General features: G+C 62.3%; 17 protein-coding genes. 6 read left to right on the forward strand and 11 right to left on the reverse strand.

Going from position 1 to position 21,615, the window contains the following annotated elements; translation table 11 throughout:
- Positions 1 to 98 precede the first annotated feature (98 nt).
- The 7 genes from V1288_RS02245 to V1288_RS02275 all read right to left on the reverse strand — a co-directional run bounded on the left by V1288_RS02245 (position 99) and on the right by V1288_RS02275 (position 7,708).
- Complete coding sequence (locus V1288_RS02245) at positions 99 to 1,031, reverse strand: sugar-binding protein (RefSeq protein ID WP_334355529.1); 933 nt, start codon at positions 1,029 to 1,031, stop codon at positions 99 to 101.
- A 91-nt stretch (positions 1,032 to 1,122) separates the two neighbouring features.
- Entirely contained in the window at positions 1,123 to 2,205 is a 1,083-nt protein-coding gene (locus tag V1288_RS02250; protein WP_334355530.1) for an ABC transporter permease, read from the reverse strand.
- Positions 2,205 to 2,969: an ATP-binding cassette domain-containing protein gene (locus V1288_RS02255; protein WP_334355531.1), complete on the reverse strand. Its 765-nt coding sequence runs from the start codon at positions 2,967 to 2,969 to the stop codon at positions 2,205 to 2,207. Before V1288_RS02255 ends, V1288_RS02250 begins: the two co-directional genes overlap by 1 nt.
- Positions 2,970 to 2,981: 12 nt before the next feature.
- Positions 2,982 to 4,304 carry a xylose isomerase gene (gene xylA / locus V1288_RS02260; RefSeq protein ID WP_334355532.1) on the reverse strand — a complete coding sequence of 441 codons (1,323 nt, stop codon included), beginning with the start codon at positions 4,302 to 4,304 and terminating at the stop codon, positions 2,982 to 2,984.
- Positions 4,301 to 5,758 carry a xylulokinase gene (xylB, locus tag V1288_RS02265; protein ID WP_334355533.1) on the reverse strand — a complete coding sequence of 486 codons (1,458 nt, stop codon included), beginning with the start codon at positions 5,756 to 5,758 and terminating at the stop codon, positions 4,301 to 4,303. The genes xylA and xylB overlap by 4 nt, the downstream gene beginning before the upstream one ends.
- An 82-nt stretch (positions 5,759 to 5,840) precedes the next feature.
- Positions 5,841 to 6,884, reverse strand: a complete 1,044-nt coding sequence (locus V1288_RS02270; RefSeq protein WP_334355534.1) for a LacI family DNA-binding transcriptional regulator — start codon at positions 6,882 to 6,884, stop codon at positions 5,841 to 5,843.
- A 221-nt stretch (positions 6,885 to 7,105) separates the two neighbouring features.
- Positions 7,106 to 7,708, reverse strand: coding sequence for a TetR/AcrR family transcriptional regulator (locus V1288_RS02275; protein ID WP_334361170.1), 603 nt, complete (start codon positions 7,706 to 7,708; stop codon positions 7,106 to 7,108).
- 203 nt (positions 7,709 to 7,911) lie between these two features.
- On the opposite strand from V1288_RS02275, the gene V1288_RS02280 reads away from it, so the two are divergent.
- Both V1288_RS02280 and V1288_RS02285 read left to right on the forward strand, forming a co-directional pair.
- Positions 7,912 to 9,153: an efflux RND transporter periplasmic adaptor subunit gene (locus tag V1288_RS02280; RefSeq protein ID WP_334355535.1), complete on the forward strand. Its 1,242-nt coding sequence runs from the start codon at positions 7,912 to 7,914 to the stop codon at positions 9,151 to 9,153.
- Between the two features lie 26 nt (positions 9,154 to 9,179).
- Positions 9,180 to 12,368 (forward strand): efflux RND transporter permease subunit, encoded by a 3,189-nt coding sequence (locus tag V1288_RS02285; RefSeq protein WP_334355536.1) that lies wholly within the window; start codon positions 9,180 to 9,182, stop codon positions 12,366 to 12,368.
- A gap of 168 nt (positions 12,369 to 12,536) precedes the next feature.
- On the opposite strand, the gene V1288_RS02290 is transcribed toward V1288_RS02285, so the two are convergent.
- The 4 genes from V1288_RS02290 to V1288_RS02305 all read right to left on the reverse strand — a co-directional run bounded on the left by V1288_RS02290 (position 12,537) and on the right by V1288_RS02305 (position 18,005).
- The gene (locus tag V1288_RS02290) at positions 12,537 to 13,151 is read right to left on the reverse strand and encodes a TetR/AcrR family transcriptional regulator (RefSeq protein ID WP_334355537.1); all 615 of its coding nucleotides are present in this window, start codon (positions 13,149 to 13,151) and stop codon (positions 12,537 to 12,539) included.
- A gap of 15 nt (positions 13,152 to 13,166) precedes the next feature.
- The gene (locus tag V1288_RS02295) at positions 13,167 to 16,277 is read right to left on the reverse strand and encodes an efflux RND transporter permease subunit (protein ID WP_334361171.1); all 3,111 of its coding nucleotides are present in this window, start codon (positions 16,275 to 16,277) and stop codon (positions 13,167 to 13,169) included.
- A gap of 85 nt (positions 16,278 to 16,362) precedes the next feature.
- The gene (locus V1288_RS02300; protein WP_334355538.1) at positions 16,363 to 16,851 is read right to left on the reverse strand and encodes a nuclear transport factor 2 family protein; all 489 of its coding nucleotides are present in this window, start codon (positions 16,849 to 16,851) and stop codon (positions 16,363 to 16,365) included.
- Positions 16,852 to 16,892: 41 nt separating this feature from the next.
- Positions 16,893 to 18,005, reverse strand: coding sequence for an efflux RND transporter periplasmic adaptor subunit (locus tag V1288_RS02305; protein WP_334361172.1), 1,113 nt, complete (start codon positions 18,003 to 18,005; stop codon positions 16,893 to 16,895).
- A gap of 215 nt (positions 18,006 to 18,220) precedes the next feature.
- On the opposite strand from V1288_RS02305, the gene V1288_RS02310 reads away from it, so the two are divergent.
- The 4 genes from V1288_RS02310 (at position 18,221) to V1288_RS02325 (ending at position 21,439) form a co-directional block, all read left to right on the forward strand.
- A complete protein-coding gene (locus V1288_RS02310) occupies positions 18,221 to 18,799 on the forward strand; it encodes a TetR/AcrR family transcriptional regulator (RefSeq protein WP_334355539.1) in 579 nt (192 codons plus the stop codon).
- Between the two features lie 30 nt (positions 18,800 to 18,829).
- Entirely contained in the window at positions 18,830 to 19,690 is an 861-nt protein-coding gene (locus tag V1288_RS02315) for an alpha/beta fold hydrolase (protein ID WP_334355540.1), read from the forward strand.
- 566 nt (positions 19,691 to 20,256) lie between these two features.
- A complete protein-coding gene (locus V1288_RS02320) occupies positions 20,257 to 20,859 on the forward strand; it encodes a hypothetical protein (protein ID WP_334355541.1) in 603 nt (200 codons plus the stop codon).
- Positions 20,840 to 21,439: a hypothetical protein gene (locus tag V1288_RS02325; RefSeq protein WP_334355542.1), complete on the forward strand. Its 600-nt coding sequence runs from the start codon at positions 20,840 to 20,842 to the stop codon at positions 21,437 to 21,439. Before V1288_RS02320 ends, V1288_RS02325 begins: the two co-directional genes overlap by 20 nt.
- Positions 21,440 to 21,615: the final 176 nt, after the last annotated feature.

A 21,615-nucleotide genomic window follows, 5' to 3' on the forward strand; every position in this document is an offset into this window, starting at 1 on the left:
ATATCCTTCCGAGGCCGAAAATAGCACTCCCTCCCCCGCAAGGCGACCGCAAGCGGGAGAGGGAGTGTAGCGCAGGAACGTTGGGGCTGAGAACGTTCCTACTTCAACAGTTGAGCGACGTTGTCCTTGGTCACGAGATCAAGGCCGGTGTAGATGACCTCGGGAACCTTCTGGCCCTTCTTGATTGCCAGCAGGGCGTCCATCGCCTTCTCGCCCATCTCGAACGGGCGCTGTCCCGTAAGCGCGTTGGAGTAGCCGTCGCGCAGCAGTTCAAGCTGCATCTTCAGCGTGTCGGCGACGACGAGCGTGAACTTGCCAGCGTCGATGTCCTTCTTGTTCTTGTTGACGAAGGCCTTGTAGCCTTCGGGCGCGAACATCGGCCAGCCGCCAACCGGCACGATCGCCCCCAAGTCCGGCGTCGCGGTGCGCAGATCCGCCATCTGCTGGACCGCGAGTGCAGGATCGTCATTACAGAAGGTCGGCGAGCCCGCGACCTCGACCCACTTCGAGCCCTTGAGCGCCTCGCGCACGCCATCGACGCGCTCGGCGAGGTTCTTGGCGCCGGGACCACCGGAGACGACGGCATACTTGCCGCCCTCGGGCTTGAGCTGCAGCAATTGCTTGCCGAGCGCGAGGCCGAAGTCCTTGTTGTTGGTGCCGATATAGGCGATGCGCTTGGAGCCCGGCGCATCCGCATCGAAGGTGATGACGGGAATGCCGGCTGCGGTTGCCGCCTCGATCGACTTGGTCATCGCCGCGACATCCGCAACCGAGATCGCAAGACCATCCACCTTCTGCGTGACAAAGTCCTGGATGATCTGCGCCTGCGAGGCCGGCTCATGCTCGACCGGACCCTTGTAAATGCATTCGACGTTGCCAAGCTCCTTGGCGCGCTTCAGGCAGCCGTCGCGCGCCACGTCGAAGAACGGATTGTTCATCGCCTTGGGCACGATCACGAACTTGTAGGTCTGGGCGAATGCCGGGGTCGCCATCATCGCGATGGCCATCCCGGCGAGAAGTATCTTCCTCATTGGTTCCCTCCACACTTTTGTGCCTATCCTTTTGAATTGAATGCTTCAGAAGGCGGATAGACGGCGCGTTCGTTGCCCTCCCGAAGTAACCTCAATTGATGCGTGAGCGTATGCGGTCGACCAGCACGGCCAGGATGATGATCACGCCCACGAGCGTCTGCTGCCAGTAGGAGCTGACCTGCGCGAGCACGAGGCCGTTGCGGATCACTTCGAGCAGCACGCAGCCGACGATGGCCCCAAGCGGGCCGCCGACGCCACCCGCGAGATTGGCGCCGCCGATGACCGCCGCTGCGATCACGTTGAGCTCGTAGGATGTCGCCATGTTCGCGGGCGCGGACCCCAGCCAGCCCGAGACGATGATGCCCTGTAGCCCTGCGGCCAGCGCGCAGATCACGTAGACTTCGATCTTGACCCGCACGACCGGGATGCCGGTCAACTCCGCCGCCTTCTCGTTGCCGCCGAGCGCGAAGACGTGACGGCCGAAGCTCGTGTGATGCAGCACGATCGCCATTACCGCCGCGAGGATTACGAGATAGATGAACGGCGCCGGTACGCCGAACAGATCGCCCGAGGTCAGCGCGTAGAAATAGTCGGCGTCCGGTCCGCCCGGAAAGCTGCCGCGCCCGTTGGAGACGACATAGCCGAGACCGCGGACGATCGAGAGCATGCCGAGCGTGGTGACGAAAGGCGACAGCCCGAGCACAGCGATGCAGAAGCCGTTGACTAGGCCGACGATCAGCGCGGTGACAAGTCCCGCCAAGATCGAGACAAGCAGAATCAGCCCCGGTAGGTTGGCGACCACAGTCTTGCCGTCCGCGGCCAGATGCACGAACAGTGACGCGCCGGGCATGCCCGGCGTCGACAGGCCCGACATCACCATGGACGTGATCATGGCGGAGAAGCACATCATCGATCCCACCGAGAGATCGATGCCGCCGGTGATGATCACGAAGGTGACGCCGAGGGTGGCGATGGCGATGAAGGAAAAGTTCTTCGCCACATTCTGCATGTTGCCCTGCGTGAAGAAGTAGGGGCTGGCAAAATGCATCGCGATCAGCAGCCCCATGAGCGCCAGCAGAACGTAACCGGTCTGGGACGCGAAGAGGCCGCGCTGCCACCATCTGATACGGCCGACATTGGTGAAGGAGATCGGGGATTCCAGGGGCATAGCCATCACGCAGCCTCCTTTGCGCCGGTGATCAGGGCGGTGACTTCCTCGGGACTGGTATCGCGGATCGACTTATCCGCCCGCTTCTCGCCGCGGCGCATGACGACGACGCGGTCGCAGACCGCGAAGACGTCGGGCATGCGGTGGGAGATCAGCATGACGGCCACGCCCTGCTCTTTCAGCCGATGGATCAGGCCCAGGACCTGCTCGACCTGGCGGACCGAGATCGCCGCAGTCGGCTCGTCCATCATCACGAGCTTGGCGTTCGACAGGCGGGTGCGTGCGATCGCAACCGCCTGGCGCTGACCGCCGGACATCTGCTTGACGAGATCATGCGGTCTCGTCTCGGAGCGCAACTCGCCGAACAGCTCCAGCGCGCGCGTCGCCATCGCATTGTGATCGAGGAAGGCGAACGGACCGAACTTGCGCTTGAGCTCGCGGCCGAGGAAGACGTTGTCCGCCGCCGTGAGATTGTCGGCAAGCGCGAGGTCCTGATAGACGACCTCGATCCCGACCGCGCGGGCATCGATGGGACGGTGGAAATGCACCGCGTTGCCGTCGAAGCGGACCTCGCCGTGGGTGGGGCGGAAATTGCCGGCGATGATCTTCACGAGCGTCGACTTGCCCGCGCCGTTGTCGCCCATCAGGCCGACTACCTCGCCGGGGAAGACCTGCATGTCGACGCCATGCAGCGCGCGGATCGCGCCGAACTCCTTGCCGATCCCTGTCAATTCCAGAACCGGTTGCCCGGCTACACCTGCGGTTTCCATGCTCGGCCTCGCTCAGACATACCGGTTGACTAGTGATTCCAGATATTCCTGACGGCCCGAACGTGGCTGCGGGTCGAACCCGGATGCCAGCGCGCGGTCGGCGAGATCGGCAAGCGAACGCTGGCCAGCGAGGATCGCGCGTCCCTCGGCATCAGCCCATCCGGCGTAACGTTCCGCAAGCGGCGTGGTCAGCGCCTCGTCATCGAGCATGTCGGCGGCGGCAAGAAACGCCCGCGCGCAGGTGTCCATCGAGCCGACATGGGCGTGGATCAGATCGTCCGGATCGATCGATTGCCGTCTGATCTTGGCGTCGAAATTGAGACCGCCCGTCGTGAAGCCGCCGGCCTTCAAGATGTCGTGGAACGCCAGCGCCAACTCCGGCACGTTCATCGCGAACTGGTCGGTGTCCCAGCCGAGCAGATCGTCGCCGCGGTTGATGTCGAGCGAGCCGAACACGCCGAGCGCCTGGGCCAGCGCGATCTCGTGCTGGAACGAATGGCCGGCAAGGATGGCGTGGTTCTGTTCGATGTTGAGCTTGACGTCTTTCAGAAGGTCATAGCGCTGGAGGAACCCGTAGCACGTGGCGACGTCGAAATCATATTGATGCTTGGTCGGCTCCTTCGGCTTCGGCTCGATCAGGATCGGTCCCCTGAAACCGATCTTGTGCTTGTGCTCGACGACCAGCGAGACGAAGCGGCCGAGCTGGTCGAGCTCGCGCTTGATGTCGGTGTTGAGCAGCGTCTCGTAGCCTTCGCGTCCGCCCCAGAGCACATAGTTCTGCCCGCCCAAACGGTGAGTCACCTCGAGCGCGGCCCGTACCTGGCCGGCGGCATAGGTGAAAATGTCCGGATCCGGATTGGTCGCGGCGCCGGCCATGTAGCGGCGATGCGTGAACAGATTGGCCGTACCCCAGAGTAGACGCACCTTGGAAGACGCTATCTTCTGTTCGAAGAGATCGGCAACGGCGTTGAGGTTGGCGACCGATTCGGCGAGCGAGGCGCCTTCCGGCGCCGCATCGACGTCGTGGAAGGTGAAGAAGGGCACATCGAGCAGGCGGAACAGTTCGAAGGCGATATCGGCCTTGGCGCGCGCCAGCGCCATCGCATCCGTCCCATGGTGCCAGGGCCGCAGGAATGTCTCGCCGCCGAACGGATCGCCGCCGGGCCAGCAGAACGAATGCCAATAGCAGACCGCGAAACGCAAATGATCCTCGAGCCGCCGTCCGCGCACGACGCGATCCTTGTCGTACCAACGGAAGGCGAGCGGGCTTTTGGCGTCCTTGCCGCCATAGGCGACCGGCGTGGCCGGCCCGAAGAATTTGGGTGACGCGTTCACAGGGAAAACTCCTTCAGCGCGGGATATAGCTTTCGCCACTGGTGATAGGCTTCATCGTAGGCGGCCGTGGCGGACGCACGCGGCGTGAAGCTCGCAAGCCGCCGCGGACGCGTGCAGACCTGCGCCGAATCTTCGCCTGTAACGGCGAGCCTGCCGAGCCGCGCGGCACCGAGCGCTGCGCCGACCTCGCCCTCCTCGACGCGGTGGACGGGAATGGCGAGAACGTCGGCGCAGATCTGGGCCCACAGTGCCGAGCGCGAGCCGCCGCCGACGAGATCGACCTCCGTGATCGCTGAACTCGCGCTGCCGAGCGCCACGAGATTGTCGCGCGCGGCGAAGGCCACGCCCTCGAGGACGGCCTGGACGATTTGATCGCGTCCTGTCGCACCGCGCAGGCCGACGAAGGCGCCGCTGGCGGCGGCGTCGTTGTGCGGCGTGCGCTCGCCATCGAGATAGGGAAGGAACTGGACCGGGCTCGGTCCGCGGACGGTCTCGCCGAGCGGCGCCAGCAGCGCGGCGGCAGGCGTCGCCATGAGGCCCGAAAGCCAGGCGAGCGAGGCGGCCGCCGCCAGCATCACGCCCATCTGGTGCCAGAGACCCGGAAGCGCATGACAGAAGGCGTGCACAGCCGCCGCTGGCGCCGGTACAAAACTATCAGTGACACGAAACACGACGCCTGAAGTTCCCAGCGACAGGAACGCATCGCCGGGCGTGATGGCGCCGAGCCCGATCGCGCTCGCGGCGCAATCTCCCGCACCGCCGGCAACCACGACATCTTTCGCCATGCCCCAGCGCTTCGAAAATTCGGGGGCAAGTGCTGCGCTGATCTCGCTGCCTTCGACCAGGCGCGGCATGTGGTGAAGATCGAGCCCGGTGGCATGTAGCAGCAACGCAGACCAGCGGCGCTGATCGACATCGAGCCAGAGCGTGCCGGCGGCGTCCGACATGTCCTCGACCATCTCGCCGGTCAGGCGGTAGCGCACGTAGGCCTTTGGCAGCAGCACTTTTGCCACCCGATCGAAAATCTCGGGCTCGTGGCGGGCCACCCAGAGCAGCTTTGGCGCGGTGAAGCCTGGCATCGCGAGATTGCCGGCGATGGCGTGGAGCGAGGGACAGCGCTCCTCGAGCCTCTCGCATTCGGCATGGGACCGGCCATCATTCCACAGGATGGCCGGACGCAGCGGACGACCGTCGTTGCCGAGCAAGGTAGCGCCGTGCATCTGGCCGGAGAGACCGATGCCATGCACCTGCGCGACGTCGCGCGGATGAGCGGACGCGAGGTCATCGACGGCGCCGATCGCCGCATCAACCCAGGCGTCCGGATCCTGCTCGGACCACAGCGGTGCGGGATGCGAGAGCGCAAGCTCGCGCGCCGCTGTCGCGACGATCGCGCCAGCCTCGTTCACGAGCACCGCCTTCACACCGGACGTGCCGATGTCCATCCCGAGATACACGTCGTCGTCCTCCCCTTCCGGCCCAGTTGGCGATCTTCGTCGCCTTTCCCATATCGGGCCGTCCTGCAATCAGCTCTGCGGGCTACGGCAGATTGTCCCGCATCACGATGTCGATCCGGATCTTCTCCTGTTCACTCAGGATCGGCTCGCCGCGGGCGAGCGCGAGCAGCACGCGCACGGCGGCGCGGGCCTCATGTCCCGGGTTCTGCGAGATCGCCGCGTCCATCACGCCCTGCAACAAGAGCTTGCGCGTCAGCACGGTGACGTCGTGCCCGACAAACACCACCTGCTGCTCGCGACCGGAACCGACGAGGGCCTTGGCGACGCCTTGCGTACCGGCGCCGACATTGTAGAGGCCGACGATGTCAGGATGCTTGCCGAGCAGCTGCGACATGAGCTGCTCCGAGCGCTCGTCCTCGTCGCGTCCTTCGAGCACGGGCAGCACGTTAAGCGCAGGAAACTCCGACGCCATCACCTGATTGAAGCCGAAGATGCGCTCGGCATGGTCGCGCAGGCCTTGCGAGCCGGCGACGATCGCGACCTTGCCGGATCGCGGGCCAACGAGGCGGCCGACCAGCGCGCCGGCGGTGCGCCCGGCGGCGATATTGTCGATGCCGACATAATGATGGCGGCGCGACGACGGCACATCAGAGACCAGCGTCACCACCTTGGCGCCGCCATCGACGAGATCGTTGATGGCGGCCCGCACGCTCGGATGATCGAGCGCGACGACCGCGACGCCGTCATACTCGCCGGCAAGCGCCTCCAGCGAGCTCGCGAGAACAGAGACGTCGAACACGTCGGTCGCGACCATCTCCACCGCGACGCGGCGGGCCGACAACCAGCCCGACATCTCGCCGAGATAAGACTGGATCTGCTGCATGAACAGGTTCGGCCCCGACGGCATCACGAAGGCGAAGCGCCGGGTACGGCCACGGGCGAGCTCGGCGCCGGCCACAAGCGGCTGGAAGGAGTTGCGCGCGATCGTCTCCTTGACGCGGCGGACCGTGTCCGGCCGCACGCCGGGGCGGTTGTGCAGGACGCGATCGACCGTCGCAAGGCTGACGCCAGCCTGGCGGGCGATGTCCCTGAGCGTGAGAGGGCTGTTGGCGTCCGGCTCCTTCATGGGCTGAAGGCTAGCAGAGGTTATTTGAGGTACGCAACTCATTTTGAGGAACACGACGGCGCGCCGAGCATTAGAGCTTCACTTCCAATCGCGCCCAAACAGCCGGGCGGGAATAGAGCCGCCAATATAACGAACTCAGCAGCTTAAGTGCTGGCTGGGGCGGGAGGGATCGAACCTCCATGCAGTGGGGCTGCATCCCAGAAGGCTGAACTGCGCCATCGTCAACGTTTCGTCGACTGTTCCTCGAAAACTTTGACGGATACGCTCGCCACTTGGCGCAGTGCTTCGCGATCGGCGCCCGACGATGCCATCACGCCCATGCCGGCGGATACCGCCGAGAGATAGCGCGCCAGCGCGGCAGCGTCGGCGGTCCGTTTCAGATCGCCCTCCTTCTTCGCTCTGGCGAAGCGTTCGCGGAGCTGATCTTCGGTCAATGCACGGCGCGCTGCGAGCTCGAAGGGAACGTTCTCCGAACCGGTACCGCAGGCAAGGCCGCCTTGCACGAGCAGGCAACCGGGCGGATTGTCGGGATCGGTTTGGATGTCCGCGGTCTCCATGAGCATCCGCTCCGCGACGTCGCGGGCGGTCGGCGCGCTCAAGACCCCCTCCATCCAGGCCGCACGTTTGGCGGTGTACCGGTCGAGGGCAGCCTTCAGGAGACCTTCCTTGTTTCCAAATGCCGCATAGAGACTGGGCGGGTTAATGCCCATCACCTCGGTCAACTGCGCAATGGTTGCGCCCTCATAGCCATGTCTCCAGAAGACTTCCATCGCCTGATCCAACGCGGCATCGGCGTCGAATTCTCTCGGGCGTCCCATGGCCATTCGCGTTACTCCCTTGAGGCGGACGCCGTTGTGCGTTTGGCGTTTCAAGCCTCTAACCTTCTGATTTATTGTGGTTCTTTTATTTGATTTCCAGTCTTGCGGCTTGCGACATAATATTTTCGTAGTGGATGGTACATAAGTATCTTGCAGACTGCCGTCCAGCTCCACATCTGTAGCGAACACTACATTTATGGAGCGCGCAAATGCCCCCATCTGCCAATACCTCCCGTTCCGGCCGATTCCGACGCGTTGTCGGCGGCGTTGCCGTGATCGGCGTCCTCGCGGCGGCCGGTTCGATCGCGAGCGGCCGCTATTTTCATGCGGCCCAGGCGACCACAGGCACCGCACCCGAGCAGGCCATCTCCGTCACGATCGCGGTGATCGAGCCGCGTCGGACCGCGCTGTGGGATGACTTCTCTGGACGTCTCGAAGCCGTCAACCGCGTCGAGCTTCGCCCACGCGTCGCTGGCGCGATCCTGTCGGCCAACTTTGCCGAGGGCGCGTTGGTGAAAGCTGGCGATGTCCTGTTCAAGATTGATCCCGCGCCCTACGCCGCCGAAGTGGATAAGGCGAGCGCGCAGCTCGAGGCAGCAAGAGCGCGTGCGATCTTCACTGCGGGCGAAGTCGAGCGTGGCGCACAGCTCGTCGGCAACGCCGTCGTCACGCGGCGAGATTTCGATCAGCGCGAGAACGCCAATCGCGAAGCGATCGCCAATGTGAAGGCGGCCGAGGCGACGCTGCAGACTGCAAAGCTCAATCTGGACTACACCGAGGTCCGCGCACCCGTCGATGGCCGCGTCGGCAAGGTCGAGGTGACCGTCGGAAATCTCGTGGCCGCAGGGACTGCCTCCCCGGTCCTGACCTCTCTGGTCTCTGTCAACCCGATCTATGTAAGTTTCGATGCGGACGAAGAGATCGTGCTGCGGGCGCTGAATTCCATTGCAGATAGTTCGGGCAAGCGCGGCAATCTTGATCAAATACCCGTCGAGATGACCACCTCTGGCGGCACATCGGCCAAAGGTCATATCCAGTTGATCGACAACCAGGTCAATGGCCAGAGCGGCACGATACGCGTCCGCGCGGTATTCCAGAACGAGGATGGACGCCTCATCCCCGGCCAGTTCGCGCGGGTGCGGATGGGCCAGCCTCAGCAACAGACACTGGTGATGATCGACGAGCGAGCCATCGGCACCGATCAGGATAAGAAGTTCGTTATGGTGGTCAGCGACGACAACCGCGCGGTCTATCGCGGAATAACGCTCGGCGGCGCCGTCGACGGGCTCCGCATCGTGACGGGTGGCCTAAAATCCGGTGACCGCATCGTCGTGAACGGCCTACAGCGGGTACGCCCGGGCGCGCTCCTGAAGACCGAAATTGCGGAGATGGGCTCGCGCGGACCGCAGCAAGCATCGAACGCCGGCAGCCGGCAAATCGTGCAGCGCTAACGACCGTCAGCGCTTGGGGCATAGCAATGAATCTCTCAAAGTTCTTCATCGATCGGCCGATTTTTGCCGGTGTGCTTTCGATCGTGATCTTCCTGGCCGGCCTGATCTCGCTCTTTGCCATGCCGATCTCGGAGTATCCGGACGTCGTGCCGCCCTCCGTAGTGGTACGGGCGACCTACCCCGGCGCCAATCCGAAGGTGATCGCGGAGACAGTGGCAACGCCGATCGAGGAGCAGATCAACGGCGTCGAGAACATGCTCTATATGAGCAGCCAGGCAACCACCGACGGGGCGATGACGCTGACAGTGACGTTCCGCCTCGGCACCGATCCCGACAAGGCGACGCAGCTTGTGCAGAACCGCGTGCAGCAGGCCGAGCCGCGCCTGCCGGCGGTAGTTCGCCAGCTCGGCATTATCACCAAGAAGAGTTCGCCCGACCTCACCATGGTCGTGCACCTGCTGTCGCCAAACAACCGCTATGACATGACGTATCTCCGCAACTACGCGGTGCTGAACGTCAAGGACCGCCTTGCGCGGATCGACGGCGTTGGTGATGTCCAGCTCTACGGTGCCGGCGACTACTCGATGCGCGTCTGGGTCGACCCGCAGAAGGCCGCCGAGCACGGCCTGACCGCAAGCGACATCGTGAGGGCGATCCAGGCGCAGAACGTCGAGGCGGCCGCCGGCGTGGTCGGCTCCTCGCCGAGCGTCAAGGGCATCGACCTTCAGATGTCGGTCAACGCCGAAGGTCGGCTCGCGAGTGAGGAACAGTTCGGCGACATCGTGGTCAAGACCGGTTCGCGCGGCGAGGTGGTGCGGCTGCGCGACGTCGCGCGCATCGAATTAGGTGCGTCCGCGTACGGCCTGCGCTCGCTGCTCGACAACAAACAGGCGGTGGCGATCCCGATCTTCCAGGCGCCGGGCTCCAACGCGCTCGAGATATCCGACCACGTCCGCGCCACCATGGCCGAGATCAGGAAGAACATGCCCGAGGGCGTATCCTACCAGATCGTCTACGACCCCACACAGTTCGTGCGCTCGTCGATCGAGGCGGTGATCCACACGTTGCTGGAAGCGATCGCGCTGGTGGTGCTGGTGGTCATCCTGTTCCTCCAAACCTGGCGGGCTTCCATCATTCCGCTCCTGGCCGTGCCGGTGTCGATCGTCGGCACATTCGCCGTGATGCACGTGTTCGGCTTCTCCATCAATGCGCTCAGCCTGTTCGGCCTGGTGCTCGCGATCGGCATCGTCGTCGACGACGCTATCGTCGTGGTCGAGAACGTCGAGCGCAACATCGAGGCCGGACTGTCGCCGCGAGACGCCACCTACCAGGCAATGCGGGAAGTTTCCGGCCCCATCATCGCGATCGCACTGGTCTTGATTGCGGTATTCGTTCCCCTCGCCTTCATCTCCGGCCTCACCGGGCAATTCTACAAGCAGTTCGCGCTAACGATCGCGATCTCGACCGTGATCTCCGCAGTCAACTCCCTCACGCTGTCACCGGCATTGTCGGCGTTGCTGCTCAAGGGCCACAATGAACCCAAGGACAGGCTGACCCTCATTCTGGAAAAAGGTTTCGGCTGGTTCTTCCGCGGCTTCAACCGAGCCTTCGCGCGCTCCTCGGAGAATTATAGCGGCAGCGTCTCCAAAGTGATCTCCGGCAAGGCGGCGGTAATGGGTCTCTATGTGCTCCTGGTCGGACTGACCGCCCTGCTGTTCCAGCAGGTGCCGAGCGGCTTCGTCCCCGGCCAGGACAAGCAGTACCTCGTCGGCTTCGCACGCCTGCCCGACGGCGCCACGCTCGACCGCACCGAAGAGGTCATCCGCAAGATGAGCGAAATTGCGCTGACGCAACCCGGCGTCGAGAGTTCGGTGGCGTTTCCCGGCCTGTCGATCTCCGGTTTCACCAATTCCTCGAGCGCCGGCATCGTGTTCTCTACGTTGAAGCCGTTCGACGATCGCAAGGATCCGGTGCTGAGCGGCTCTGCGATCGCGGCCGAGCTGAACAAGAAATATGCCGGGATTCAGGAAGCCTTCATCGCCATGTTTCCGCCGCCGCCCGTCAACGGACTAGGAACCATCGGCGGCTTCAAGCTCCAGATCGAGGATCGCGCCGGCCTTGGCTACGACGCGTTGAACGAGGCGACCAAGGCGTTCATGGCCGCGATGCAGAAGGCACCGGAAATCGCCGGCGTCTTCTCGAGCTTCCAGGTCAACGTGCCACAACTGTTCGCGGACATCGATCGCACCAAGGCCCTCCAGCTTGGCGTTCCGGTAACGGAGGTATTCAACACGCTGCAAATCTATCTGGGCTCATACTACGTCAACGACTTCAACAAGTTCGGGCGCACCTATTCGGTCTATGTCCAGGCTGACGCGCCGTTCCGTGCGCGGGCCGACGATATCAGGCAGTTGAAGGTGCGCTCTGCGTCCGGCGACATGATCCCGCTCTCGGCGCTCTTGAAGATTCGCCAGAGCGCCGGGCCCGAACGCGCGATCCGTTACAACGGTTTCTTGTCCTCCGACATCAACGCCGCGGCAGCGCCCGGCTACTCCTCCGGCCAGGCCCAGGAAGCGGCCACGCGCATCGCCGCCGAAGTGCTACCGCCTGGCTTCGCCTTTGAATGGACCGACCTGACCTATCAGGAGTTCATCGCCGGCAACTCCGGCATCTGGGTTTTTCCACTCGCGATCCTCCTCGTGTTCCTGGTGCTGGCTGCGCTCTATGAGAGCCTGACCCTGCCTCTGTCGATCATCATGATCGTGCCAATGGGGTTGCTTGCCGCGATGTTCGGCGTCTGGATCTCGAAGGGCGACAATAACGTCTTCACCCAGATCGGGTTGATCGTGCTGGTGGGATTATCTGCCAAGAACGCGATCCTTATCGTCGAATTCGCGCGCGAACTGGAGTTCGCAGGTCGTTCGCCGATTCGTGCCGCGATCGAGGCGAGCCGCCTGCGGCTGCGCCCGATCCTGATGACTTCGATGGCATTCATCATGGGGGTCTTGCCCCTGGTGCTCTCGACCGGTGCCGGTTCGGAGATGCGCCGAGCCATGGGTGTCGCTGTCTTCTCTGGCATGATCGGCGTCACGGTGTTTGGCCTGTTCCTGACACCCGTGTTCTACGTTCTATTGCGCACCGTCACGGGACTGAAGCCACTGACCAACCATTCCGCCAGTGTAGCGACCGGTCGCGCGCCGGAGCCGGGGCGCTAATGCTCGGCACGCTGATCGAACGACGTACAGTGGTTGGCCGCGGCCAAACCTCGAGCAGACCCGCCGTGTGTGCTCGCAGTAGACTTGCGACTGCGGCGAACTGCTTGCATCGACATTTCGGGGGCGCCAGCGGGCTGCAACCGTGACCGTCTGAATGCGGCAGACGACTTAGCCAGACTTGCCGAGAGCCTTCAGGATAAAGCGAATCTGGTCGCGCAAGTCTGCCTCCATATCTTCGCCTTGTTGAACGCAGTGCTCGATCAGAATCGGATGGAAGAATGGCATGAATGCGGACTTGACCGCTCGCGCGGCTTCCGCGGCATCTTCGACTTCGAACTCGTCCGCTTCGATGCCCTCGCGTATGATCGCCTCGAAGATCGTCACCATCCGCTCGACGTGCGCCTTGATGATCGCCCAGTTCTCCTGCATGGCGGCGACAATCAGGTCGTGCATGTGCTTTTCCTCGACCAGCCTCACCTTCTTGTGGTGGTAAACGGCGGTCAGCAACTGGTCGAGTTTCTCCATGGCCGGCGCGTTCGTGCGTGCGATCACAAACGCGATGTCAGCAACCTCGTTCAAAACCCGCCCGCAGATGGACTCGTTGATCGCATCCCTGGAGGGAAAGAAACGGTAGACATTCGCCGGGCTCATCCCGAGTTCGGAGGCGATGTCGGCCACCCGCGTCTTATGGTAACCGATGCGGCGAAAGTGCTCCTCCGCCACCTCGAGGATGCGCGCGCGCGTCTCATCTGGATCAGTTCCCGATCGAACCGGACGATTCATGGGTACAACAGAGCCCTACTCGGCAGCCATCGCTGTTCGCCATTCCGGCTCCTCCTTCGAATCCTCATGGATCTCATCTGTCGTCGGCTTGATCCGAAACCACGCGGCGTAAAGCGCGGGCAGGAACAGCAGTATCAGCACCGTGCCGACTGCCGTGCCGCCGATCAGCGTGTAGGCCATCGATCCCCAGAACACGGAATGCGTGAGCGGGATGAAAGCCAGCACGGCGGCAAGTGCGGTCAGGATCACCGGCCTCGTGCGCTGCACGGTTGCCTCGATGACGGCGTGATAGTCATCAAGGCCGGCAGCTCGGTTCTCCTTGATTTGTTCGGTCAGGATCAGCGTGTTGCGCATCAGGATGCCCGCCAGTCCTATCAGGCCCAGAATGGCGTTGAATCCGAAGGGCTGGTTAAAGGTGAGCAACATCGGCACGACGCCGACGAGGCCAAGCGGTCCCGTCAGCACGACCATGGCCATCGTCGAGAAGGATCGCACCTGCAGCATGATGACGATCAGCATGGCGGCGATCATGGCAGGAAAGACCGTCGCCAACGCGTCGTTGGCCTTGGTTGCCTCCTCGATCGATCCGCCCAGTTCGATGCGATAGCCGGCCGGAAGGGATGCGATCAGCGGCTGAAGGGCGGTCTTGATCTCCTTGGAGACCTCCGGAGGCTGGGTCGCCTCATTGATATCAGAGCGAACCGTGACGACAGGCGTGCGATCACGGCGCTTCAGAATCGGCTCTTCCAGACGGATTTCCGAATGGCCGACCTGATCGAGCGGGATCGGGCGGCCGTCCCGGCTCATCAGTGAGAAATCCGCCAGACGCGTCGGATCCAGCCGCTCGCCGCCGGCGCTGCGTGCGACGATGGGGACATTGCGGATGTCCTCGCGGACCTGCGTAACGGCGACGCCCGTAAGGAGGAACTGCAACTGCCGGCCCACCTCCGCTGGCGAGAGGCCGATGAGGTTCAGTCGATCCTGATCCGGGACGAAGCGAAGCACGGGTGTGCGATTACCCCAATCACGGTTCGCTTGCCGCACATCGGAAACGCCACGCATGATATCGAGCGCTTTTTCAGAGATAGCGTACAATTGCGCGGGGTCAGGCCCCATGACCCGGAACTCGACCGGAAACGGCGTGTAGGGTCCGAACACAAGCTGAGTGACGCGCACATTGGCCTCAGGTGCAAGCCCATCTGACACGGCCTGTCGGAGCCGGTGCTTCAAAGTTTCGCGCGCCTCCTCATCCGGCGTAAGCACGACGATCTTGGCGAAGGCCGGATCAGGCAGCTCCGGCGCCATCGCGAAGAAGAATCGGGGAGCGCCCTGACCGACATAGCTCGTGACGATCTTGGCCTCCGACTGCTGGTCCAGCCAGTGTTCGAGCTTCTCGACTGTGGCGGTCGTCGTCTCAATGCTGGTGCCTTCCGGCAGGCGAACCTCCACCAGCACTTCCGGGCGGTCGGACGTCGGGAAGAACTGCTGTTTGAGGGCGCCCATGCCGACGACGGAAAGCGCGAAGGCGATGGCGACGATGCTGCTGGTTACGAACTTGTGGCGCACGGCGAAGGTGATGAGCCCTCTCAGGCGCCGATAGTTCGGCGTGCCGTAAATCGCGTGGTGACCGCCTTCGATCGGCTTGATCGCCGGCAGCATCTTGACGCCAAGATAGGGCGTGAAGACCACCGCGACGATCCAGGAGACGATGAGGGCGAACCCCACGACCCAGAAAATGTTGCCGGCGTATTCACCGGCCGTCGAGCGCGCGAAGCCCACCGGCAGGAATCCGGCGACCGTCACGAGCGTGCCCGATAACATTGGCGCCGCCGTGTGGCTCCACGCGTAGGCCGCCGCCTTGATGCGGTCCATGCCCTCTTCCATTTTCACTACCATCACCTCGATGGCGATAATGGCGTCGTCCACGAGAAGACCAAGCGCCAGGATGAGGGCGCCGAGCGTGATGCGGTCGAAGAACCGACCGGTTTCCAGCATGATGAGGAACACGACGGCAAGCGTCAGAGGGACGGCAGCCGCCACGACGATGCCGACGCGCCAGCCGAGGCTGAGCAGGCTCACCAGCAGCACCACGCCGAGCGCCATCGCAAACTTCATCATGAATTCGTCAACCGCCGAGGTGATGTTGACGGCCTGGTCGCTGACCTTGGCCAGAGTCATCCCGAGTGGCAGCGTCCGAGCGATAGCGGCGGACCTCTCCTCCAGCGCCTTGCCGAGCGCGAGGCCATCCCAGCCCTCTTGCATAACCGCCGCGAGCATGACGGCGGGCTCACCCTGGTGTCGAATGAGGTAAGTGGGAGGGTCCTCGTAGCCGCGGCGGACTTCGGCGATGTCGGAGAGTTTCAGCGTCCGCCCCGCAGCGACGATCGGCGTGTCGGCGATCGCCTGGACGCTGTCATAAGCGCCGTCGACCCGGATGAAGACCTGCGGCCCCTTGGTGTCGATCGAGCCTGCCGGTGTGACCGTGTTCTGCCGCTGCAAGGCGGCAACGATATCCTGTGCCGACACGCCAAGCGTTGACAGTTTGGCATAGGAAAACTCGATGAATATCTGTTCGGGACGTTCACCGAGGATGTTGATCTTCTTGACGCCGGGCACGTGCAGGAGGTCCTGGCGAATGGTCTCGGCTTGCCTGGCGAGTTCCCGCATCGGCATGCCCTTCGCCTTGAGGGCATAAAGGGCAAAGCTCACGTCGGAGTATTCGTCGTTGACGAACGGGCCGAGCACACCAGAGGGCAGCTTGCGCGCTTCATCCCCAAGCTTCTTGCGGGCCTGGTAGAACTCCTCCTGCACGCTCGATGGCGGTGTGCTGTCCTTCAGCGTAACCGTCATGTACGCATAACCTGGCCGTGTGGTCGTCTCCACCCGGTCGTACCAGGTCAGCTCCTGAATCCGCTTCTCCAACGGTTCGGCGACCTGGTCCTGCATCTCGCGCGCCGTCGCGCCTGGCCATACGGTCGTGACCGTCAGGGTCTTGATGGTGAAGGAGGGGTCCTCCGCACGCCCGAGCATGAGGAAGGCGTAGGCGCCTGCGGCCGCCAGCAGGATGATGAAGAACAGGGTTACGGCCCGTTCGCGAACGGCGATCGCGGAAAGATTGAAATTCATCATTTGGCCACTCCTATTTCCTCGACGTTCGTCCTGACGCTCGCGCCGTCCTGCAGCAGGTGGGCGCCGAGTGAACCGCGCTTATCTAAAAAGCGCGGCCTCTGACTGCGCTTCTGCTACTTACAATTGGTTCGGCGACAGCTTCTTTGAGGCCAGCTGCCGCTTGGGCGGCAAGCCCACGGGCCGCTTCCTGCGAATCTTGAAATTCCTCGAGTGCATAGACTCTACCCCACCGCAGGGTGAACACGTGGAGACCACGGTTGACGTACGACGCGTCGCCGTTGAGCAGCGTTGCGGTGGCGTCCCATTGAGCAAACACGGTGGTGTTCCACGGCCAGCCCTTCACCCAGATGTTGTTGACCGTGAGATGGAGAGTGGGCAGGACGCGGCCGAGGCGCTCAAACCAGCGGCGCAGGGCTTCTTTGTCGTGGCGCTCACCACCAAGCGCGTGGGCGCCGGAAACGCGGTGGTGGACATTGGGCGCGACCGCTTTTACCGCGTCATCCCAGCGATGGTTGTTGACGTGGTCGAAGGTCTTTCGGATTTCTTTCTTGACGATGTAGCTGTATAGCATTTGCCGTCCTCCGACGGTGATCGCGGAAAGATTGAAGCTCGTTAGTTTCCGTTGTTTTCAGATGCAGTCCTGACGCGCGCACCCTCGTGCAGGAGGTGAGCGCCGAGGGAAACAATCGGATCACCGGAGCTCAACCCAGAGATCACGGCGGTTTCGCTGCTCACCCGAACAAGCTTGACCGGCTGAAAGCGAACGGTTGAGTTGGCGCTATCCAGGACCCACACACCGGTCTTCCGGCCGTCATCGAGCACGGCTCCCAGCGGCACCTGAACTTCCGGCTGACTCGCTTGGCTTGCCAGCCGAATGGTTACCGTGGCGCCAAGCGGTGCCGCCGCGGCCTCACCGTCGAGCACATAACGCGCCTCATAGGTACGGGTCTGAGCATCGGCGGAATCCGACAACTGCCGCAGATGCGCCGTGTAGCGCCGTCCATCGGCCGCCCCATACACGCTGGCCTCGGCCACGGAGCCGATCGCTGGCCGGATCGTTTCGGGAAGCGCGACCACCGCTTCGCGGGGGCCGGCCTTTGCGATCCGAATGACTGTCTGGCCGGCAGAGACGACCTGCCCGGGCTCGCCAAGCGTTTCGACCACCGTTCCGTCCGCATCCGCTAACAGGACCGAGTAGGTCGCCTCATTCTCGGCGACCCGCGCATCTGCTTCGGCGGTGGCGAGTTGCGCCTCGGCCGTATCCAACGCGGCCTTCGCTTGCTCGTAGCGCTGTCGGGAAGCCCATCCGTTGCTCACCAACTTTGCGTATCGCTGTTCATCCGCGTCGGTCTGCACGACAGATGCACGCGCTGCGGCAACGGCGTTGCGCTTTGCCGTGACCGCAAGGCGAAGGTCGGTTTCGTCGATCCGCATCAGCGGTTCACCGGCTTTGACCTGCTGACCGGTATTCACCAGCCGTTCCACGATCTTGCCGGCGACGCGAAAGCCGAGGTTGCTCTGCACCCTCGCCCCGATGACGCCCGTGAAGCCGCGTTCGGATCCGTTCACCCGCGCTGCCGTCGCCAGTCTGACCATCGGCGGTTCCTGCCTCGGGTCACGCGCCGCGGAAGCTTCTTGGGCGGGAATAGCAAGAGTAGCGAAGACGGCCGCTCCGGACGCCACGATCAGGACACCTGCCAAGACCAAAAGTCTGCTCTTTCTCATTGCCATCTCCAAGCCACTTAGATTTCATTCGAACTCTATAATCACATTAGAGTTCGATCGCAATCTAAATTGGAGCGTTGACGAAAACGTGATCCCGCGAAATAGGCCACTTCGACCCCCGGGAGCCTCAGATTCCGCCATACCCCACTTGATAGATTGCGTTCGCACTCTATCTGAGCTATAGAGTTCGACCGAAATCCAAATGGAGGTCCACGATGCGGGTGAGTCGCATTCAAGCCGCGGAGAACCGCCAAACCGTGATCAATGTGGCGAGTCGCCTCTTCAGGAAGCGCGGCTTTGACGGTATCGGGCTCAAGGATCTGATGGAGGGGGCCGGGCTAACCCAGGGCGCCTTCTACAAGCAATTCGCCTCAAAAGAGGATTTGGCGGTAGAGGCGTCCAGGCGGGCATTGGAGAGCGCCTCCGGCCGATGGTCGGACGCGGCCGCTCAGAATCCTGATGATCCGCTTGGCGCGGTGATCGCGTTTTACCTCAGCGGCGACCATCGTGAAGAAAAGATGGACGGCTGCCCGATCGTGGCACTCGGCTCAGATGCCGCCCGACAGGGCGCCGACGTGAAGGCGGAATTCGAAGCGGGAATCAAAGCGCATCTCGACGTGCTCGGCCGCTTCATCGCCGGGACCGGCGATGAGGCCTCCCGCGGCAAGGCTATGGCCATTCTCGCGACGATGGTCGGCGCGGTGACGCTATCGCGCGTCGTCAACGACCCTGATCTGGCTCAGGCGCTTTTGGATGCCGCGACCGAACAGGTCCGCGACGCCGCTGCCGCTTGAAAGCGCCCCCTCAAAACACGGAGAGACCGAATGCTCAGCATGACTGAAGCCAAACCAAGTTTGCTGAAGATATCGGATAAGCTAAGCGTACGTTTTCAAAAGATCGGCAGCGGGCCTCCGTTACTCCTCATACATACGATCCGGACGCAGCTCGAATATTTCCGCAGCCTGGCGCCCCTCCTCGCGACATCGCACACGGTGTACACCATTGACCTCCCAGGCCATGGACACTCACCAATAGATCCAAGCGCGAGCTTCGACGAACCCTACTTCAGGCAGGCCGTCATTCGCTTCATCGAGGAGCTCAATCTCTCGGACGTCACGATCGTCGGCGAGTCGATCGGCGGCGCATTGGCCCTCACCGTGGCGGCGGCGCTTCCGCAGCGGGTGGAGCGGGTCTATGCGATCAACCCCTACGACTACGAGACCCGCTACGGGGACGGTATTCGACGCGGCAACTGGTTCGCGAATTTTATCATCGGAAGTTTGCAGATCCCGGTACTCGGCGCGATGAATGCATCGCTCGAAAACAAGATGGTTCTCGGCAAGATCATGGGCGGCGGATATCACGACCCGCGCAAACTGCCGGCCGATTTGCTTGCTGAGTTCGATGAAGTAGCCCACCGCCCGGGATACAAGCGGATCGCACGCAAGGTGCTGGCAGGCTGGCGATCCTGGAGCAAGGCACGCGATTACTATCGGCAGATCTCGGCGCCTGTGACGCTCATTTATGGCGATAGCGATTGGTCTCGGCCAAATGAACGCGAACGCACACGGTCGCTGATTCCTGCCTCGCAGATGGTGACGCTCAAAAATACCGGCCACTTCTCAGCTGTTGAGAATCCGTCGGAGCTGGCTCGCGTGATAATGGGGACGGAATGGCCGCAATGATTAAACACAGGAGTGTGCAACTATGTTCAAGCGCTTCTGGCAGAGCTTGAATTACTGGGTTGGGTGCTAGGCGCGGCGAGTACATCTTTAGGCGGAAGAATCGCGCCGTTCAGAATGAAGCCCCGAGAAGGCGATTTAGGTAAGTAATATCAACTGGCTGACCACGAAGGGATCGAACTCCGACATTCCCGATTGGAAATGGGCCTTTGAAATGCCTTGAGAATTTCGCCTCATCCGCCCCGTTTCCAGCCCGGGAGACTTTTCGCGGTTCAAGCCGCGAATTTGGAGGCCGGGAGACGCTACAATTTCGAGAGCCGACATTCGAGACCAGTGGGAGCCACGCCACGCAGTCTGCTTCGCTCACCGGATTTGGCCGATCTAGATCGTGTAAAGTCCGCTACGGGTGCCATAACCGCCCTTAATGCGTCGGCCCTGGGAAGCCTGCCCTTCGAAGATCTGCCACCACCAAATGCACAACTACAAGGCGATGGTCGCGATATCTTGAAAGATTGAAATATCGGAGATTCTCCTTAAGCTGCCGATTCTGGTTCAGGAATTGGTTATCGATGATTTTCGATCAAGCGCAGTGCGTCGTCGAGAAGCAGGACCGGTCGGCTGAACGGCGTTCCGGCCTGGGCAGGCTTTTCGCCATATTCGAAGCAAGCTTTCCGTCGGTACATTACCGCCTCCTGGACTCGGTGACTGCTGTCAATGCACAGGCATCGTCGACCAACGACTCCCGCCTGGTGGATGTTTTCGGCGGACTGGCCTTTCATCCGGCGATTGGCCACGACGCTCTGGTCTTTATGCTGCTTCATGAAACCGGTCACCATTTGGGCAAGGGGTGCAAATTGCCCTTTGCCCAACTCGCGTGCGAATGCTCCGCTGACAGCTGGGCGACAGCCGAGGGACGCAGGAAGCTGCAGGCGGACGGCGTAGATTTTCGGCTGCCCGCGGCCGTGCAAGAGATTGAGCACGCCCTGCGTTTTCAGATGCGGGGGGTTTCGTCGACATCAGCATCACGGAAACGTTGCTGGGCAATGAATTGGCGAGAACGACGGCAGGCGTTGCTCGAAGGCCGGACGATGCGTTTGAAAACCTGTCAAATTTCGCGTGCTATCACTCATTCCCAATCGAGAGGTTTACTATATGGGCGGACTGATTCCTAACGGCAACGATGCCGAAGTCATTGACAAGCTGAACACGACATTTCAGGGAGCCAAGCTGGCGAATTTACGAAGGCACATCGCCGACAATGCTGACGATTTTTTCGCCAACACCCGACACCTGCACCGGATCTCCCATCGGCTGAGAATCTTTCCAACTTCGGGCCCGCGGCCGAAGGGCCGATGGTACGTCTTCCTGCGCGATCTCATCGGCGATGCGAACCGAATTCAAATCCTGCAAGCACTCAGGGATTCCGTCGGCGACCCCGATTGCGTTGGCATCCATTTCTGGGCTCGCTTCAATACGAAGCCCAATCCGCCCGATTATGAAGTGGAGATTTCCCCAAAACATCCTGACGCTAATGGCAAGTTCTGGATGACGATCACGCTGTTATGCGACCACGAAATTGACGCAGGCATTCCGGGCGACCCCAGCGATCCTCCTGCAGATGGCGGTGAGCACGGACCTGTGCACCCTAGGCTTCTTCGTCCCACGAAACGAAAGTCGGCGAAAAAGTACGCGAAGAAAGCCGTCAAAAAAGCGCCAAAGAAGGCCGTCCGGAAGGGCGCGAAAAAGAAATAGAAATAGGAGCACCAGGCAATAAATTTAAGTCAAAGTGCGCTGACGAAAACAGTGCAGTCGAATGCCGACGGCACTGTGCCATTGTGCTCGGGCCACCGGGGGCGCTGCCTGACCGGCCGTGACATCCCCCGATTGGGGGATTCCACGGGATAATCGGCAGCGGTCAACGATACTTC

This window comes from Bradyrhizobium sp. AZCC 2176, from assembly GCF_036924645.1.
Lineage (GTDB): Bacteria > Pseudomonadota > Alphaproteobacteria > Rhizobiales > Xanthobacteraceae > Bradyrhizobium.

What these genes read in the sequence shown, in the direction of transcription:
- V1288_RS02245 (WP_334355529.1), bottom strand. Translation starts at nt 1,031, where the DNA reads ATGAGGAAGATACTTCTCGCCGGGATGGCCATCGCGATGATGGCGACC.
- V1288_RS02250 (WP_334355530.1), bottom strand. Translation starts at nt 2,205, where the DNA reads ATGGCTATGCCCCTGGAATCCCCGATCTCCTTCACCAATGTCGGCCGT.
- V1288_RS02255 (WP_334355531.1), bottom strand. Translation starts at nt 2,969, where the DNA reads ATGGAAACCGCAGGTGTAGCCGGGCAACCGGTTCTGGAATTGACAGGG.
- V1288_RS02270 (WP_334355534.1), bottom strand. Translation starts at nt 6,884, where the DNA reads ATGAAGGAGCCGGACGCCAACAGCCCTCTCACGCTCAGGGACATCGCC.
- V1288_RS02275 (WP_334361170.1), bottom strand. Translation starts at nt 7,708, where the DNA reads ATGGCCATGGGACGCCCGAGAGAATTCGACGCCGATGCCGCGTTGGAT.
- V1288_RS02280 (WP_334355535.1), top strand. Translation starts at nt 7,912, where the DNA reads ATGCCCCCATCTGCCAATACCTCCCGTTCCGGCCGATTCCGACGCGTT.
- V1288_RS02285 (WP_334355536.1), top strand. Translation starts at nt 9,180, where the DNA reads ATGAATCTCTCAAAGTTCTTCATCGATCGGCCGATTTTTGCCGGTGTG.
- V1288_RS02290 (WP_334355537.1), bottom strand. Translation starts at nt 13,151, where the DNA reads ATGAATCGTCCGGTTCGATCGGGAACTGATCCAGATGAGACGCGCGCG.
- V1288_RS02295 (WP_334361171.1), bottom strand. Translation starts at nt 16,277, where the DNA reads ATGAATTTCAATCTTTCCGCGATCGCCGTTCGCGAACGGGCCGTAACC.
- V1288_RS02300 (WP_334355538.1), bottom strand. Translation starts at nt 16,851, where the DNA reads ATGCTATACAGCTACATCGTCAAGAAAGAAATCCGAAAGACCTTCGAC.
- V1288_RS02305 (WP_334361172.1), bottom strand. Translation starts at nt 18,005, where the DNA reads ATGAGAAAGAGCAGACTTTTGGTCTTGGCAGGTGTCCTGATCGTGGCG.
- V1288_RS02310 (WP_334355539.1), top strand. Translation starts at nt 18,221, where the DNA reads ATGCGGGTGAGTCGCATTCAAGCCGCGGAGAACCGCCAAACCGTGATC.
- V1288_RS02315 (WP_334355540.1), top strand. Translation starts at nt 18,830, where the DNA reads ATGCTCAGCATGACTGAAGCCAAACCAAGTTTGCTGAAGATATCGGAT.
- V1288_RS02320 (WP_334355541.1), top strand. Translation starts at nt 20,257, where the DNA reads ATGATTTTCGATCAAGCGCAGTGCGTCGTCGAGAAGCAGGACCGGTCG.
- V1288_RS02325 (WP_334355542.1), top strand. Translation starts at nt 20,840, where the DNA reads ATGGGCGGACTGATTCCTAACGGCAACGATGCCGAAGTCATTGACAAG.